Here is a 16,333-nt window from a genome sequence, read left to right as displayed (position 1 = left end):
GCCGTGAGATATGTGAGTACCGATCTGCCGGCTCTGAACCGCTCTGCTCTGAAACGCTTTTGACGGTGCGTCACAGTGCCCCCTGATGTCTCGTCAACTCTCCCAGGACTCAGGGGAAGTGCATCAGAAGACAGTGACCGGCGGGGCTCCTAGGCGCCGACTACACGGGAACGGGTGAGAAAACGCACCCCCTCGGGTGCTTCCAGCGAGAAACCGCTGCCGCGACCCGCTACGACGTCCACGATCAGGCGCGTGTGGCTCCACACCTCGTACTGGCTGCGCGAGATCCAGAACCTCACGGGCTCCGGCACGCCCTCGACCTCCAGTGCGGCGAGCAGCACGTCCGAGCCGCCGGTTCGGAACTCGCCCTCCGGGTAGCACATGGGCGCACTGCCGTCGCAGCAGCCACCGGACTGATGGAACATCAGCGGGCCGTGCCGCTCGTGGAGTTGACGCAGCAGGTCGGCCGCCGCGGGGGTGAGTTCGACGCGCGGGGTGTTCTCGTCCATGTCAGCCGTCCCCAGGAAGCCGGATGCGGTGGCCCAGTGCAGCACGCGCAAGGTTGCGAGAGGGTTGCGTGTCCGGTCGGCCCGTCCGTCCGGCTCGGCTATTCGGCGCGCAGCGCGGTCGCCGTGCGGATGCGTGCCGCCCAGCCGGCCGGCAGCAGGGAACCGAGGACGGCGACGGCGACACCGGCGAGCCCGAGCAGGGCCAGGTCCCGGAGGTCGTAGACATCGACGACGGACCGGGGCAGCCGTAGGTCCGCCGCGTGGCCCATCGCGGGGATCACCGCGCTGTGCACGGCCAGGCCGAGCGGTACGCCGAGGGCGCCGCCGAGCAGCCCGGGCGGGACGACCGAGGCGACGACCATCGTGACGGTCTGCCGGGGTGTCATGCCGAGCGCCTTGTGGATGCCCAGGTCGCGGACGCGCTCGTGGGTGTCGAGGACGACCCCGCCCAGCACACCGAGTCCGGCGACGCACACCAGCATCAGGGTGAGCAGGGCCGTGAGCGAGTCGATGACGGTGACTGTCCCGCTGCCGTTGGAGTACTTGGTGCTGGTCGCGCTGACCCCCAAGGGCTTCAACTCGGCGTTGAGCGCGGTGACATACGCGTCCGTGTCCGTGCCGGGCCGCAGATCGACGTACTGGCTGGTGGACTTGAGGTCGGGTACGGCGGCCTTGAGCGTGGCGGCGTCGGTGAGGACCGTTCGGCCGTCGTGGCTGGTGTCGAAGACCTCGCCGACGATCCGGACCCCGACTGCCTTGCCCCGCACGGTGAGTGTGATGCCGTCGCCGACCTTCGCCCCGGTGGCGGTCAGGATCGTGCTCGGCACCACGACCTCGCCCGCCTTGCGGAGCCACCGCCCGTCGACCATCGTGAAACCGCCCCAGGACGCGTCGCCGTCGAACGAGGTCACGGTGACGGCTCCGCTCATCCCCGATACGGCCGCCTCCGTGGAGGTGCTGCCGTAGTACGCGCGGGTGCCCGGCTGGGCCGCGATCGCGGCGGTGACAGCGGCGGGGTCGACGTCGCTCGGCCGCTGCCCCGGCCTGACCGCCTCGCCGGGGCCGACCTGCCTCGCCGGTGCTCCGACGGTGACATCGGCGGCGTTGTGGTTCTTCGCCGCGATCACCTCGCCCAACGACGAGGACAGCCCGGTCGCGAAGGTGACGGCCGCGGTCCCGAACAGCACGGCGACGACCATGGCGACCGTACGCGCGGGCCGGGCGAAGGGCCGCGCGAGCCCCAGCCCGACGGGGCGCGACAGGGGGAGGCGGGCGGCGAGTTGGGCCGCGCGATGGCCCAGGGGCGTGGGAGGGGGAGGTGTTCGGGTGGGGAGCGTCGTCTGCGGGGCGTGGCTCGGGGCCGGGCTGTGCTCGACGGTCTGCCGGTCGTGGTGGTGCTCTGCGGCCGGGGAGCGGCTGACTGTCCTTCGGCGCTGGTCCGCCGTCCGGATGAGCCGGGTTGCCCACCGACGTCGGCCCGTCACCGGGGAGCCTCCGACCGTGAGGCGGTCCTGGCTTGCCGCCGGGGTGCGCCAGGCCGCCCGACGGCGGCGGCCTGCTGGGGATGTGTGCTCCGGCGCCCACCTGCCCTGACCCACCACCCCAACGCGCCCGACAGACCACCACCCCCTCCCCGACGCCGCAGCCCGGCCCACCGCCAACGCGTCGATCGTCCGTAGCCGTCCCGCTCGCCAGGCGCCTGCGCAGGCGGTGAGGGCGACCACCGTCAACACCCCGCCGACGACCGCGACATCGACCCACGTCTCGACGCCGAGCCCGGCCGTGCCGTAGGCGTCCGCGGTGTCGGAGAGGACGGGGACGGCGAGCAGGTGACCGGTGACCGTGCCGAGGGCCGCTCCGATCGCGGCCGGGATCAGGGCCTGGCCGGCGCAGGCCCGTACGACCTGGCCGGGTGTGCAGCCGACGGCCTTGAGGATGCCGATGCGGCGCAGCCCCGTGGCCACCGCGCCCGCGACCACGTTGCCGACGATCAGGACCGACATGACCAGGCCAAGCACCCCGAACGCGACGAGGAAGGGCACGAACAGGGAGGTGTTCCGGGTGGCGATCTTCCGTACGCCGAGCCAGGACTGAGCCCCCGTCAGCGACTTCGCGGGTACCGTCGCCGTCACCGCCGCGCGGTCCCGGGTCAGTTGGGCCGAGGTGTCGGCGTGGGTGAAGCGGTAGAGCATCTGGTAGCCGCCGACCTTGCCGGACGGCGTCAACTGCGCGATCTGCGACGGCAGTACCCATGCGTCGGCGGTCTGGCCGACCGAGCGGGCCACCCCGACCACCGTCAGCGTCGGAGTACCGGGCAGGTCGGGGAAGTCCAGCTTCTGACCGAGGGGTACCTCGGGGCCGGTGTCCGCGGACATGACGATCTCGCCGGGCTTCTGCGCCCAACGGCCCTTGGTCACCGCCAGCTTGTCGACCGTGCCCGCGGGTGTGGCGCGCCCGGCGACCGATATCGGCGATCCGCTCTGCCCGCCGAAACTCGGCGCGATGCTCGTGGTCGGGAAGGGGCCGGACGCGCCGGTGACCCCGAACGCCCGCGCTGAGGACGTCAGTTGAGCGGTCGTGACTCGGCGCGCGTCGAACTGCGCGGTCAACTGCGCCCCGTGCTGCCGGTCGAAGGCCTTCTCGAACGGTGCCTCGGACGACACCAGCAGTGCTCCGCCGAGCACGGACGAGGTCACGGCCAGCATCGTGGCCAGCCCGATCACCAGCGTCTGCACCCGGCGGCGGGCCATGCCCGAACGGATCACCCGGCCCAGCGCGCTCATCGGACGGACTCCGGCTCCGTGGTGGCGGTGGCCGCGTCCGAGGTGACGTCCGACGTGATCCGGCCGTCGACGAGGCGGACCGTGCGCCGCGTGCACGACCGCGCGAGCGCCAAGTCGTGCGTGACCACGAGGATCGCCTGCCCGTCGGCGTTCAACTCCCGCAGCAGTCGGCTGACTTCCTCGCCGGACGCGGAGTCCAGCGCGCCGGTCGGCTCGTCGGCCAGGAGCAGCGGTGGACGGTTCATCAACGCCCGTGCCACGGCGACCCGTTGGCGCTCGCCGCCGGACAGCCGTCCCGGGTGGGCCCGGGCGTGCCGGGCGATACCGAGCGACTCCAACAGCTCGGCCGCCCTGCTCTGCGACTCGCGCCGCCCGAGCCCCGCCAGTCGTGCGGGCAGGGCCACGTTGTCGGCGACCGACAGATCGTCCAGCAGATTGAAGAACTGGAACACCATCCCGATCTTCGCCCGCCGGTAACGGGCGGCCCCCGCCTCGCCCAACCGGTCCACGCGCACGCCGTCCACGGTGACGCTCCCGGAGTCGGGCCGGTCCAGACCGGCGACGAGATTCAGCAGCGTCGACTTGCCGCTGCCCGACGGTCCGAGGACCGCGACGGCCTCACCGGCCCGCACGCTCAGCGACGCGTCCTCCAGCGCGGGCGGCCCGCTGCCGTAGCGGCGGCTCACGTCGAGCAGTTCGACGATCGGTGTTGTCATGGTGGCCTTCCTCGGATTCGGGTGTCGGACCGGATGCCACCGACGCTAGGAAGGCGGCCCTGCCGGGCGCGCCGGTCGACCGGACCAATTGCCCTACCGCACTGGGACGATGGCCCGTGATGTCATCCCTGAGATGTAGGCGAAGGATGTATGCGGCCCGTCCGCCGGAGGGATTCCGGACGGGGCGGCGGGCCGAGAGAATGGGCCGGTGACAGTGGGAGAGGAAGTCCCGGCCCGGCTGCGCCGAGCGGCCGGCGCGCTGCTGCGCCCCGGTGGCCGACTGCCGCGCACCACCGGGCAGCAGCGGCTCGCGGACGCCGCTCTCGCGCTGGTCCTCACGGTCGTGGCGATGGAGTACGCGTGGGGCGACGGCTACGACGAGGCCCACCGGTACCGCATGACCGACCTGGTGATCCTCGTGTTCCTGTCCTCGGCGTCGCTGGCGTGGCGGCGCCGCTACCCCCTCGCCGTGTTGTCCATCGTGACGGTCGCGACGGCACTGACCCCGGACGAAGTGGCCCGGCTCACCTTCTACGCGTGTGTCATCGCCGCCTACAGCGCGGCGGCCTACAGTCCCCACCGGCTGCCGACGCTGGCCGGCCTCTGCGTGGTGGTCGCCCTCATGAGCGGGTCGGGCCAGGCCGGCCCGACCACCCCGTACATCTACGTCGCCCCCACCGTGCCCACCCAGTACGTCCCCCTGTTCATCTCGGTGCCGATCGTCGTGGCCGCCCTCGGCCTCAGGACCTGGAAACTACGGGCCGCCGAGACCCGCACCCGGCTGACCGCGGTGGAGAGCGCACGTGCCGAGGAGCTGCACCGGGCCGTGGAGCACGAACGCGCCCGGATAGCGCACGAGTTGCACGACGTGGTCACCCACAACGTGAGCGTGATGGTCATCCAGGCCGGCGCCGCCCGCAAGATCATGGACAAGTCACCCGACCTGGCCCGTGAGGCACTGCTCGCGGTCGAGGCGGGCGGCCGGGCGGCGATGGGGGAGCTGCGCAACGTGATGGGCCTGCTCACCATGGACCTGGACCTTGAGAGCGCGGAGCCGGAGAACCTCGCCCCGCAACCGGGCCTGGACCGGCTGGAGGCGCTGGTCGGCCGGATGCGCAGCGCCGGTGTGCCCGTCGAACTGACCGTCTCCGGAGCCCCCCGCCCCCTGCCCGCTGGAGTCGAACTCGCCGCGTACCGCGTGGTCCAGGAGGCCCTGACCAACACCGTCAAGCACGCGTCCGGAGCCGACGCGAGCGTCCGGGTGTCCTACGGCGACGACGAACTCCACGTCGAGATCACCGACACCGGCGGCAGACCCGGCCCGGCCGCGACCACCGGCAACGGCCGGGGCCTGATAGGCCTGCGCGAACGCCTCGCCGTCTACGGCGGCACCCTGCGCACCGGCCCCCGCCCGCTCGGCGGCTACCGGGTCCGGGCCCTGATCCCTCTGGAGGACCGGTGAACCGGTCACCGCGTGTCGTGGTCGCCGACGACCAGGCCCTCGTCCGCACGGGCTTCCGGCTGATCCTCGACGCCGACGGCATCGAGGTGGTGGCCGAGGCGATGGACGGCGCCGAAGCCGTCGACGCGGTCCGCCGCACCAGGCCCGACGTGGTGCTGATGGACATCCGGATGCCCGACATGGACGGCCTGGAGGCGACCCGGCGCATCCTCACCGGTTCGCCGGACGGGCCGCGTGTGGTCATGCTGACCACCTTCGACCTCGACCACTACGTCTACGCGGCGCTCGCCGCCGGCGCCAGCGGCTTCCTCCTCAAGGACGTCACCCCCGAACACCTCGTCGCCGCCATCCGCACGGTCCGCGCGGGCGACGCCCTGCTCGCCCCCGCCATCACCCGCCGCCTGGTCGAGCGCTTCGCCCACCGCACCCCGGAAACGGCCGCCCTCCACCGCGACCTCGCCGCCCTCACACCCCGCGAACTCGACGTCCTACGACTCCTCGCCCAAGGCCTGAGCAACGCCGAACTGGCCACTGGCCTCCACCTCTCCGAGGCCACGGTCAAGACCCACGTCTCCCACATCCTCGCCAAACTCTCCCTCCGCGACCGGGCCCAGGCGGTCGTGGTCGCGTACGAGACGGGACTTGTCAGCCCGGGCGAGCGGGACAGGGGGGACGGCGAGGACGGTCGCCGGTGAGCGAGGTGCGCTGTCGCCGGTGGAACCTTCAACGGCGGTCATGTCTGCGACGCGCCGGGGTTCCGGCCTGAGGGGCACGTACCGGTATCGGCACGTGCTGCGCGGTCGTAGGCGCTTGGTGAAGTGGGGCGATGTGCCGGGACGCCATGTGCCGTCGACCGCGCCTCTCGACGTCCAGCACATGGGGTCGGCAGACACGGCAGAGCCTCGACTCGTGGCGCCGCGCAACAGGAACACCGTCTGCCTAGCGGCGGGACCTGGACAGCAGCGTTCGGACAGGACCTTCGGCGGGTGCGGGACGTGGAGGCATCCGGCTGCTGCCGCTACGGCCCGCCCGGCTGGGCCGCCCGAGCACGACCCCCGCCAGGACCAGTGCCAGCCCGCACATTTGCCGGCCCGTCAGCACCTCCCCGGCGACCGCCGTGCCGAGCAGCACTCCCGTCACGGGGTTGAGGAGTCCGACCAGGCCCACCGTCCCTGCGGGAAGGTGCCGTAGACCCGTGAACCAGGCCGCGAAGGCGAGGGCCGTGGCGATGAGGGTGACGTAGCCGAACGCGAGGAGCGCGGGTGTGGAGAGGGCGGGCGGAGGGCCCTCGACGGCTGCCGCGACCGGGAGCAGGAACAGTCCACCAGCCGTGAGCTGCCAGGCGGTTGAGGCGAGGACATCGGTGCCGGTGTCGTTCCACCGCTTGGTGAGGATGTGGCCGAAGGCCGACACGAGCATGGCCGCGGCCGAGGCGAGGACACCCGGCACGCTCACCCCGTCCGCTCCCGTGAGCAGCATGAGACAGACCCCGGCGAGCCCGATCGCGGCGCCGACCAGGTGCGCGATGCCGGGCCGTTCGGACACCAGGGCCCAGGCGATGAGCATCATCGCCGGTGGGGACATCGCCATGACGGTCGAGGCGATGCTCGTCGGGAGCAGTTGGGAGGCGGCGTAGACGAGGACGAAGAACACGCTCACGTTGAGCAGCCCGAGTACCGCGGACCGCCACCACCACGCGCCGCGCGGTCGCTGCCTGCGCAGGGCCAGCAGGACGAGACCGGCGGGGAGCGCCCGCAGGGCCGCTCCGTAGAGGGGACTGTCGGGTGGCAGGAATTCATGGGTGACGTAGTAGTTGGCGCCCCAGGCCACCGGCGCGACGGCGGTCAGGGCCACCCATCGCAGATTGGCTTCCATGGAAGATAATATAGCTTCCTTGGAAGCTATTGTGTAGGCATGGACAATCCGCAAGCTCTGGACCGTGTGGCCCGCATCCAGGCCGACTGGCGTCGCGAGCGGCCCGACCTCGACATCTCCCCGCAGGGCGTGATCGGCCGCCTCCACCGCCTCGCCGACCATCTCACCGAGGAGCTCTGCCTCGTCTACGGGCGCTACGGACTCAGCGAGGGCGAGTTCGACGTCCTGTGCGCACTGCGTCGAGCCGGTGAACCCTACGAGCGCGCACCCGGCGAACTCGCCGCGCACACCATGGTCACCACGGGTGCGATGACGAAGCGGATCGACCGCCTGGAGCGGGCCGGACTCGTCACCCGCCGCCGTTCCGACGACGACCAGCGCGGCCGGATCGTCGCCCTCACCCAGCCCGGACGCGAGCTGATCGACCAGGCGTTCACCGACCACATGCGCAACGAACGCCGGCTGCTGGACTCGCTGACCCCTGCCGAGGCCGAGGCGCTCGAAGGGCTGCTCACCGCCTGGATCTCCCGTGTGGAGAATCCGCGTCCGTCCGACAGATCCTGATCCTTTGCGAGTTGCGCAAGCCGCGAACCATTACACTCGCCAACCCTCACCGCTCGCGCGGTCGGCTCCGGCTACCGCGGGCTTTCGTTCATCGGGGGAGATGCATGCCGGAACCTGAGCTTTCCGAGGCGGACGTCGATGTCGCTTTCGAGCGGGTCCTGGACCGGGCGCTGGACTCCGGGCGGGTCAGGGACGCGTGGGACCGGTCCCGCGCGCCGCTCGACCGCGAGGAACTGCGCGGGCAGGTGCTCCAGGCGCGCACCGACATCGCCGAGGCGGTCGCGGTGGAGTATCGCGCCCATCTGGAAGCCGGGAAGGCGGGGGACGACCGGCGCAACCCCGCTTCCCCGGCCGGGGCGCGCGGTGGTCGCCTGCTGCTGGCCGTACTCGTCCTGGTCACTGTCGTCGCGGCCGTGCTGCTGGTGCTCGGTTTCGGAATGCGCGGTCCAGGCGGGCGGCCCTACGTCGGTGACGGCCTGCTGACGGCGGGACTGATCGCCGGAGCCGTGGCCGTCGGGGCGATGGTGGGCGACTTCGCCTGGTCGCTCATGGGCGCGGCCGACGGGGCGTCCCGCACGGACGGGCCCGAGGACGTGTGGGTGCGGGAGGAGTGGGAACTGGCTCTGTCGGAGTGGGGGATCGTGCCGTTCCTGCTGGACCGCATCGAGGCGCGGTGCGCGCCGGAGCGAGACGGTCGCGGCGGTTCCCCGGCGCCGGGGCGGACGTCTCGGGGCACCTAGACTGGAGCGCCCCGAGTACGGCGGGTGACGATCAGGGCGGGACGGGAGAGGGCTGTGGCGGCGGACATCGGTGACTTCGAGGATCCGACTGCCGACGTGCTGGCGGAGGCGGCGGCCGCCTTCGGTCTGCTGGCGTCGGCCGCGCGGCTGCACCTCATGTGGGCGCTGGCACAGGGCGAGTGCGATGTCACCCACCTCGCGGACCGAGTCGGCGGAGCCCTGCCCGCCGTCAGCCAGCACCTGGCGAAGCTGAAACTCGCCGGCCTCGTCCGCTCCCGCCGGGAGGGCCGCCGGCAGATCTACTTCGTCGACGACCCCGACGTGGTGACCGTGGTGCGGTCGATGGTTGGGCAGTTGGCGGCGCGCGCCGACGCCCCGTCCGCACGCGTGCGCGAGCTGCGCGGGACCGGTGGCTGAGACCACCGCGGACCCGGGAGCGCAAGCGCCGACCGTGTTGCAGACCTTGCGGCGGCTGGACAGCGGGCCGCGTGGTCTGACGGAGGCGGCGGCCGAGGAGCGACAGGCGCGCTTCGGTGCGAACGTCACGCCGGACCACCGGGGCATCTCCTGGGCGCGCGTGCTGCTGCGCAGCCTGCGCGATCCGTTCACCGCCGTACTCCTGTGTCTCGGGCTGGTGTCGGCGCTCGTCGCCTCCTGGGGCACCGCCTGCGTGATCCTGCTGCTCGTCGCGGTGAGTTGTGTGCTGCGCACCTCGGGGGAGTACCGGGCCGACCGCTCCATGGCAGCGCTCCGCGAGCTGGTCGCCACCACCGCCACCGTCCTGCGCCGCGCGGACGAGGCCGCGCCGCCGGAGGCCCGGGAGATCCCCGTGGTCGAACTGGTGCCCGGCGACGTGATCCGGCTCGGCCCGGGCGACCTGGTCCCGGCCGACGTACGGCTGCTGCGCACGCAGGGCCTCACCGTGCACCAGGCCGCGCTCACGGGGGAGTCGGCGCCGGTCGCGAAGGACGCCGCCGATGCGGCGGTCGACCGTACGTCCTTCGACCGGCCCCAACTCTGCTTCCAGGGCACGAGCGTGACCTCCGGCAGCGCCACCGCCGTCGTCGTGGCGACCGGGGCGTGGACGCGGTTCGCCGCCGCCCACACGCATGCGGCGGTCCGGCGCGAGGCGAGCGCCTTCGACCGCACGGTGCACGGCATCTCCTGGATCCTCATCCGGTTCATGCTGCTGACCCCGCCGCTCGTCCTCATGGCCAACGCGGCCCTGCGCGATCGGGGACTGGAGACCCTGCCGTTCGCCGTCGCGGTGGCCGTCGGACTGACCCCCGAGATGCTGCCGGTCATCGTCACGACCTGTCTGGCACGCGGCGCCTCGCTGCTGGCCCGCACCCACGGGGTGATCGTCAAACGGCTGCCCGCGCTGCACGACCTGGGCGCGGTCGACGTGCTGTGCCTGGACAAGACCGGCACGCTCACCCAGGACCGGCCGGCCCTCGACCGCGCCCTCGGCCCGGACGGTCGGGACGACCCCGAGGTGCTGCGCTGGGCCGCGGTGAATGCCTGGTGGACCCTCCAACTCGCCGATCTGCCCCTGCCGGACGCCCTCGACGAGGCGGTCCTGGACGCCGTCGACGAGGACGACCTCATGGCCCACGACGGGGTGGCCGCCCTCCCCTTCGATCCGGTACGGCGGCTCGCGACCGCCGTCGTCCGGACGCCGGGCCGGCTGGGCACGCACACCCTGGTCGTCAAGGGCGCCGCCGAAGCCGTACTGGAACGCTGCGCGCTGACGCGGCCGGAACACGAACGGCTTCTCGCCCGCGCCGCCGAGCTGGCGGGCGACGGACTGCGGGTCCTGGCGGTCGCCGTCACCGAAGTCCCCGCCCGCACCCGCGCATACGGCCCGGCCGACGAACAGGGCCTGTCCTTCCGGGGTTTCCTCACCTTCGAGGACGCCCTCGCACCCACCGCAGCCGACGCGTTGAAGGTCCTCGCCGACCGGGGCGTCACCGTCAAGATCCTCACCGGCGACCACCCCGGCACGGCCGCCCGCGTCTGCCGCGACCTCGGCATCGCCGTCCCCGCCGACCACGTGCTCACCGCCGACCGCGTCGACCGGCTCGACGACACCGAACTCGCCGAGGTCGCCGCCCGCACCACCGTCTTCGCCCGCTGCGCCCCCGAACACAAGGCCCGCGTCTGCGCCGCCCTGCGCGCGGGCGGCCACACCGTCGGCTACCTCGGCGACGGCGTCAACGACCTGCCCGCCCTGCGCACCGCCGACGTCGGCCTCGCCCCGCGCGAGGCCGTGGCCGTCGCCCGGGAGAGCGCCGACGTGGTCCTCGCCGAGAAGGACCTCACCGCGATCGGCCACAGCATCGCGGCCGGCCGGCACGCGGGCGGCAACATCACCACGTATCTGCGCGTCGCGCTCTCCTCGAACCTCGGCAACGTCATCGCGATGCTCGCCGCCGGCCTCCTCCTGCCCTTCCTGCCGATGCTCCCGGCCCAGGTACTCGCGCAGAACCTGTGCTTCGACGCCGCCCAACTGGCCTTTGCCCACGACCGCCCGCATCCCTCGGTGCTGCGCCGGCCGACCGCGCTGCGCCCCCGCGAACTGCTCCGGTTCATCACCGGGTTCGGCGTCCTCAACGCCGTCGCCGACCTGGCCACCTTCGGCGTCCTCTTCCTCGCCCTGAACGGACCCGACGGCCTGGACGACGCGGCGGTGTTCCACTCCGGCTGGTTCACCGAGAACCTCATCACCCAGGCCCTCGTGATGCTGCTGCTGCGTTCCGGGCGACACACGGCCGAGGGCAACCGGCCGGGACCGATCGGCTGGGCAGCCGCCGCCCTCACCGCCGCAGGACTGCTGCTGCCCCTGTCCCCGCTCGGCTCACTGCTCGGCCTCACACCACTGCCGGCCCTCTACTACCTGCTGCTGGCAGCGGTTCTCGTCCTCTACGGGGCCGGGCTGACGGTGGTCGGAGCGCGCGACGAACAACGGCTGACCGACCATCCGTCGACGCGGTGAGCCGCTGACCCGGTGAGCCGCTCACCCGCCGAGGGGGCGCGGCCCGGCAGACGGCGAGAAGGCGGGAGATGACCGCACCGTGTGCACGGTGGCGATGGATCGTGTCGGTGGTCGGGTCCAACAGGCGGGTGTGAGCGGTCAGTTGGGGGCCCGGCAGAGGCGCAAGCAGGACGCGGCCTTCGGTGTCGCGAACATGCATCGCGCGACCTTCGACGAGGCCGGGCCAGGACTTCGCCGACCGGCGCCGGGACGAACTCCCCGACGACCGCGACCTCGCCGTCGAGGTCGAACCCTGGTACCTGTACGGCCTGGCGGCCCAACTCCCCACGGCCCGGCACACTTCCCCGACCGGTTGCAGGCCGACTGGGCCAAGGCGGGGCGGGCCGTGGGCAGTTGAGGCTCTCGCCGACCGAGGGTTCAGGGCGTGGCCGGGGTGGGGCTCGTGGTGCGGGGCGGATCCGTGGGTGGTGTGTCCGCCGAGCTGTGGTCGGGGGAGAACCACACCATGCCGACCAGCAGCGCGGCGAGGAAGACGACCACCGCGGCGACGGTGCCCACCGCCCTCGACCGGTGTCCGACGAAGGCGCGGACTCCCGTTCGCTGCCGACGGCGTGTCCGGTGGGCCGGAGCGGGACTGCCCGCGGAGGACGGGAAGGCGTACGTGGTCACGGAGCCGGGAGCCGAGTCCGGGGTGGGTTTCGTGGCCGCGTCCCAGGCGGCGGCGCGCGGTTTCGGCGCGGGGTGCGGTGCGGCTGCCGGGAGGGGCTCGGGACGTCCTCTCCAGGCACCTGAGGCGAACCACTCGGCGGCCTGACGTGCCGTAGGCCGGTCCTCGGGTCGCTTGGCGAGGAGGCCGAGCAGATAGTTCTCGAAGGCGGGCGGCAGGGTGACGCCGAGTTCCCGTGGCGGTACGGGGGCCGTGTCGAGGTGGTGGTGGAGTACCGCGATGGCGCTGCCGGCGTGGAACGGCGGCCGTCCGATGAGGAGTTGGTAGAGGACGCAGCCGAGCGAGTAGACGTCGGACGGCGGTCCTGCGGGCTGGCCGAGGGCGCGCTCGGGGGCGATGTACAGGCTGGTGCCGACGATCTGGCCGGTCGCGGTGAGCGCGCCACCGGGGTCGTTCATGAACTGCGCGATCCCGAAGTCGCCGATTTTCAGGTCGCCTTCGGCGTCGAGGAGGAGGTTGCCGGGCTTGATGTCCCGGTGCACGATGCCCTGTTCGTGCGCGGCGGCGAGCCCGGCGGCCGACTGGGCGGCGATACGGGCCACTTCCTCGGGAGCGAGGGAGCCCGCCTGGGCGAGCACGCGGGAGAGACTGTCTCCCGCGACCAGCTCCATCACCAGGAACAGCCGGCCCTCCTGCTCACCGAAGTCGAGGACACCCACCACGTGCGGGTGGTTGAGCCGGCCCGCGGTCTGGGCCTCCAGCCGGAACCGGGCGGCGGCGGTGGGTTCGGAGTTCTGGGCGTGCAGCAGCTTGACGGCCACCGGTCTCCCGGCGATCTCGTCGTACGCCTGCCAGACCTCTCCCATCGCGCCTCGCCCGATGGCGTTGCTCAGCCGGTACCGGCCCGCTATCAGCACCTGTTGCTTCATCCTCACGCAGTGAGTCGACTCGACCGCTGCTGGCCATGTCCCTTTGCAGGGACGGGTGTTGAAGGGGATACCGCAGCTTACCCAGCCTACTGGCGACCCGGCGGTGAACCGGCCGGATCGGGAAGGGTGCGGTGCGTCGGTGTGCGGGGGAATGGGCGGGAGCGTCCCGTGCCGTGGGCGCGGCGGGCGTGATGCGTGCTCGCGTTGCCCGTCACGATCCCGAGGGGCGAGGGGCGAGGGGCGGTGCGGGGTGACGGCGATGAAGGCTGCCGTCCGGCAGGCACGGCCGGCGCCGTAACCCTGCGCCTCCATGACGCTGCGGAGTGGATCGGCGTTCAGGCGTGGCCGATCCGCTACACAGGGCCCCGCGCGTTAGCGCGACCGGTGTGAATCCGGCGGCCGGAGCCCCGGACTCCGTCGGTTCCGGGCCCGTCCGACCGGGTCACGTGGCCCGAATCGGCCCGTCCCCACCTGCCCGCCGGCCTCTCCACCAGCGCCCTCGAAGATACCCACACGCAAGGACTAGAACGATTAAGTATTTTCCCCTAACCTGAGCTACCTAATCGATTTAGCATTCCTTTCTCGCGGCGGGACGCGAGGTCAAGGAGGTTGCCACCGATGCCAACCATGCAGGACGTCGCCGTCGGGCGACCGGGAACACGTAAGGAACTCGACGGGCTGCCCCGGCCCGGCCGGTGCCTGGTCATGGGGATCCTCAACGTCACGCCCGACTCGTTCTCCGACGGCGGCCTGTACGCGGACACCGGACGCGCCGTCGACCGGGGGCTGGGACTCGCCGCCCAGGGAGCGGACATCGTGGACGTGGGCGGCGAGTCCACGCGTCCGGGGGCGTACCCCGTGGGTCTGGACGAGGAGCTCGCCCGGACCGTCCCGGTGGTGCGCGCACTCGCCCGGGCCGGTGTGTGCACCAGCATCGACACCATGCACGCACCCGTGGCCCGGGCCGCCGTGGAGGCGGGCGCTCGTCTGGTCAACGACGTGAGCGGGGGACTGGCCGACCCGGCCATGGCGTCGACCGTCGCCGCGGCCGGCGTTCCGTACATCGCCATGCACTGGCGTGCGCCGAGCCGCGAGATGGACGGCCATGCCGAGTACGGTGACGTCGTCGCGGATGTCGTCGCCGAACTCGCCCTGCGGGTAAGGCGGTTGGCGGAAGCGGGAGTCGACCTGGACCGCGTCGTCCTCGACCCGGGGATCGGCTTCGCCAAGCGACCCGAGCACGACTGGGCGCTCCTCGCCCACCTGGGAGCCCTCCAGCGGCTGGGGTATCCGCTGCTCGTCGGCGCGTCGAGGAAGCGCTTCATCGGCGCGGCCCTCGCGGCCGGGGGCGCCGGTGAGGTGCCGCCCGCGGGACGGGACGTGGCGTCGGCGGCGGTCTCCGCGCTCGCCGCCGTCGGGGGTGCGTTCTGTGTGCGCGTCCATGATGTCCGCGCCGGTCTCGACGCGGTGCGCATGGCGGCCGCGTACCGCGCGCACCTCGACCGGGGACCGCACCGGGGTCCGTAGGAAATCCGTCATCCACCATCCGGCACTCGCCTTGGGCGGGGCCACTCTGCTAGCTTCCGCTGGATCGTTTTAGCGTCGCGATTCCCCCTCGAACCTGTCGAGTGAGGGATCCTTCACTGACTTACTAGATCGATTAAGTTCTCCTGAGCAAGACCGCTGAGAGTCGCTACGAGCAAGGAGTCACCATGGCAATGCCCACCCTCCAGGACGCCATCGACCAGGCCGGTTCACCGATCAAGCTGCTGTGGCAGCCCGACGCCGAACCGTGGACGCCCGAGGTCGTCGACCGCGAGTACTCCGGCTGGCGCCAGGAGCAGGCGGCCTGGCACGAGGGCGTGGCTCTCCTCAACCTCTCGCACCACATGTACGACATGTGGATCGAGGGACCGGACGCCACGAAGGTGCTCGCCGACCACGGGACCAACAACTTCGAGAAGTTCGCGATCGGCCAGGCCAAGCAGTACGTACCGGTCACCCGCGAAGGCAACATCGTCACCGACGGGATCCTCGCCCGGGAGGGCGAGAACAAGTACCTCCTCAGCGGGATCCCGGCCGCCCAGCACTGGGTGCAGTACCACGCCGAAAAGGGCGGCTACGACGTCGAGTTCGTCACCGACCCGTCCTCCGCCTTCCGTCCGGGCGGCGGCGACCCGAAGCTGTTCCGCTACCAGATCCAGGGCCCGCTCGCGGCGGAACTCGTCGAGCGGGTCTTCGGCGGGCCGCTGCCGGAGACGAAGTTCTTCCACTCCACCGCGGTCTCCCTCGACGGCCACCCCATCCGCGCCCTGCGGCACGGCATGGCCGGCCAGGCCGGCTACGAGTTCATCGGCCCGTGGGAGCACGCCGCGTACGTCCACGAGACGTTCCTCAAGGCGGGCGAGCCGCTCGGCCTTATCCAGGTCGGCGCCCTCGCCTACGCCACGCCCAGTGTGGAGAGCGGCTGGATCCCCTCGCCCGTCCCCGGCATCTACACCGACCCGGACCTGGCGGACTACCGCAAGTACCTGCCCATGTTCGGCATCGAGGGCAAGCGTCCGCTGAACGGCAGCTACTTCTCCGAGAACATCGAGGACTTCTACGTCTCCCCGTACGAGCTGGGCTACGGCAAGGTGATCCACTTCGGCCATGACTTCGTGGGCCGGGACGCGCTGCAGAAGGCCAAGGAGAAGCCGCTGCGCAGCAAGGTCACTCTCCTCCTCGACCAGGACGACGTGCGCACCGTCCTGGGACAGGGCGAGGACCCCGGCTTCGTCCTTTCCTACGCCCGTCACCGGGTGGAGAGCGCCACCGGTCTGGTCGGGATGACCATGCAGAGCGCGTCGATCGACCCGGTCGGGGCCGTGCTGGCGCAGACCCTGATCGACGCCGACCACGCCGCGCCGGGCACCGAGGTGACGGTGGTCTGGGGTGAGCACCCCGGTTCCGGCACCGACCCCGAGGCCGACCTCGGCTTCCCGCGCATCCGTGCCACCGTCCACCCCGCCCCGTTCAACCAGCACGCGCGCACCCTCTACCGCCGCAACCGCTGACTCCAGCCCACTTGGCGGCGCCGAGCCGGCCCGGCCC

At 72.1% G+C, this 16,333-nt stretch carries 13 protein-coding genes; 8 read left to right on the top strand and 5 right to left on the bottom strand.

Annotated features, from left to right (window positions below):
• Positions 1-149 precede the first annotated feature (149 nt).
• The 3 genes from AB0M63_RS19495 to AB0M63_RS19485 form a co-directional block, all read right to left on the bottom strand.
• Positions 150-509 carry a DUF779 domain-containing protein gene (locus AB0M63_RS19495; protein WP_355921192.1) on the bottom strand — a complete coding sequence of 120 codons (360 nt, stop codon included), beginning with the start codon at positions 507-509 and terminating at the stop codon, positions 150-152.
• 98 nt (positions 510-607) lie between these two features.
• Entirely contained in the window at positions 608-3,292 is a 2,685-nt protein-coding gene (locus tag AB0M63_RS19490) for an FtsX-like permease family protein (RefSeq protein ID WP_366020228.1), read from the bottom strand.
• The gene (locus AB0M63_RS19485; protein WP_366020227.1) at positions 3,289-4,008 is read right to left on the bottom strand and encodes an ABC transporter ATP-binding protein; all 720 of its coding nucleotides are present in this window, start codon (positions 4,006-4,008) and stop codon (positions 3,289-3,291) included. Before AB0M63_RS19485 ends, AB0M63_RS19490 begins: the two co-directional genes overlap by 4 nt.
• A 208-nt stretch (positions 4,009-4,216) precedes the next feature.
• Between AB0M63_RS19485 and AB0M63_RS19480 the strand changes: the two genes are divergently transcribed.
• Together AB0M63_RS19480 and AB0M63_RS19475 are read left to right on the top strand one after the other, a co-directional pair.
• Positions 4,217-5,470 carry a histidine kinase gene (locus AB0M63_RS19480; protein WP_366020226.1) on the top strand — a complete coding sequence of 418 codons (1,254 nt, stop codon included), beginning with the start codon at positions 4,217-4,219 and terminating at the stop codon, positions 5,468-5,470.
• The gene (locus AB0M63_RS19475) at positions 5,467-6,165 is read left to right on the top strand and encodes a response regulator transcription factor (RefSeq protein ID WP_366020225.1); all 699 of its coding nucleotides are present in this window, start codon (positions 5,467-5,469) and stop codon (positions 6,163-6,165) included. Before AB0M63_RS19480 ends, AB0M63_RS19475 begins: the two co-directional genes overlap by 4 nt.
• 244 nt (positions 6,166-6,409) lie before the next feature.
• Here AB0M63_RS19475 and AB0M63_RS19470 read toward each other — a convergent pair whose 3' ends face one another.
• Positions 6,410-7,345: an EamA family transporter gene (locus AB0M63_RS19470; protein WP_366020224.1), complete on the bottom strand. Its 936-nt coding sequence runs from the start codon at positions 7,343-7,345 to the stop codon at positions 6,410-6,412.
• A 39-nt stretch (positions 7,346-7,384) separates the two neighbouring features.
• Here AB0M63_RS19470 and AB0M63_RS19465 point away from each other — a divergent pair, with 39 nt between their 5' ends.
• From AB0M63_RS19465 to mgtA, 4 genes are all read left to right on the top strand, one after another.
• Complete coding sequence (locus AB0M63_RS19465; RefSeq protein WP_366020223.1) at positions 7,385-7,909, top strand: MarR family transcriptional regulator; 525 nt, start codon at positions 7,385-7,387, stop codon at positions 7,907-7,909.
• 104 nt (positions 7,910-8,013) lie between these two features.
• Positions 8,014-8,649: a hypothetical protein gene (locus AB0M63_RS19460; RefSeq protein WP_366020222.1), complete on the top strand. Its 636-nt coding sequence runs from the start codon at positions 8,014-8,016 to the stop codon at positions 8,647-8,649.
• Positions 8,650-8,703: 54 nt separating this feature from the next.
• Positions 8,704-9,066: a metalloregulator ArsR/SmtB family transcription factor gene (locus AB0M63_RS19455; RefSeq protein ID WP_355921214.1), complete on the top strand. Its 363-nt coding sequence runs from the start codon at positions 8,704-8,706 to the stop codon at positions 9,064-9,066.
• Complete coding sequence (mgtA, locus tag AB0M63_RS19450) at positions 9,059-11,644, top strand: magnesium-translocating P-type ATPase (protein ID WP_366020221.1); 2,586 nt, start codon at positions 9,059-9,061, stop codon at positions 11,642-11,644. The genes AB0M63_RS19455 and mgtA overlap by 8 nt, the downstream gene beginning before the upstream one ends.
• A gap of 417 nt (positions 11,645-12,061) precedes the next feature.
• On the opposite strand, the gene AB0M63_RS19445 is transcribed toward mgtA, so the two are convergent.
• Positions 12,062-13,228, bottom strand: a complete 1,167-nt coding sequence (locus AB0M63_RS19445; RefSeq protein ID WP_366020389.1) for a serine/threonine-protein kinase — start codon at positions 13,226-13,228, stop codon at positions 12,062-12,064.
• A gap of 639 nt (positions 13,229-13,867) precedes the next feature.
• Between AB0M63_RS19445 and folP the strand changes: the two genes are divergently transcribed.
• Positions 13,868-14,767: a dihydropteroate synthase gene (gene folP / locus AB0M63_RS19440; protein ID WP_355921366.1), complete on the top strand. Its 900-nt coding sequence runs from the start codon at positions 13,868-13,870 to the stop codon at positions 14,765-14,767.
• Between the two features lie 185 nt (positions 14,768-14,952).
• Positions 14,953-16,296 carry an aminomethyl transferase family protein gene (locus AB0M63_RS19435; protein ID WP_355921219.1) on the top strand — a complete coding sequence of 448 codons (1,344 nt, stop codon included), beginning with the start codon at positions 14,953-14,955 and terminating at the stop codon, positions 16,294-16,296.
• The last annotated feature ends 37 nt before the right edge of the window (positions 16,297-16,333 follow it).

Origin of the sequence: Streptomyces sp. NPDC051576 (assembly GCF_040681835.1) — a bacterium.
GTDB lineage: Bacteria > Actinomycetota > Actinomycetes > Streptomycetales > Streptomycetaceae > Streptomyces.
The sequence above is the reverse complement of the archived record's forward strand: the minus strand, read 5'-3'. Positions and strand labels throughout refer to the sequence as shown.

Coding starts and splice junctions, on each gene's coding strand:
- AB0M63_RS19460 (WP_366020222.1), top strand. CDS start 8,014: ATGCCGGAACCTGAGCTTTCCGAGGCGGACGTCGATGTCGCTTTCGAG.
- AB0M63_RS19470 (WP_366020224.1), bottom strand. CDS start 7,345: ATGGAAGCCAATCTGCGATGGGTGGCCCTGACCGCCGTCGCGCCGGTG.
- AB0M63_RS19485 (WP_366020227.1), bottom strand. CDS start 4,008: ATGACAACACCGATCGTCGAACTGCTCGACGTGAGCCGCCGCTACGGC.
- AB0M63_RS19465 (WP_366020223.1), top strand. CDS start 7,385: ATGGACAATCCGCAAGCTCTGGACCGTGTGGCCCGCATCCAGGCCGAC.
- folP (WP_355921366.1), top strand. CDS start 13,868: ATGCAGGACGTCGCCGTCGGGCGACCGGGAACACGTAAGGAACTCGAC.
- AB0M63_RS19435 (WP_355921219.1), top strand. CDS start 14,953: ATGGCAATGCCCACCCTCCAGGACGCCATCGACCAGGCCGGTTCACCG.
- AB0M63_RS19495 (WP_355921192.1), bottom strand. CDS start 509: ATGGACGAGAACACCCCGCGCGTCGAACTCACCCCCGCGGCGGCCGAC.
- AB0M63_RS19490 (WP_366020228.1), bottom strand. CDS start 3,292: ATGAGCGCGCTGGGCCGGGTGATCCGTTCGGGCATGGCCCGCCGCCGG.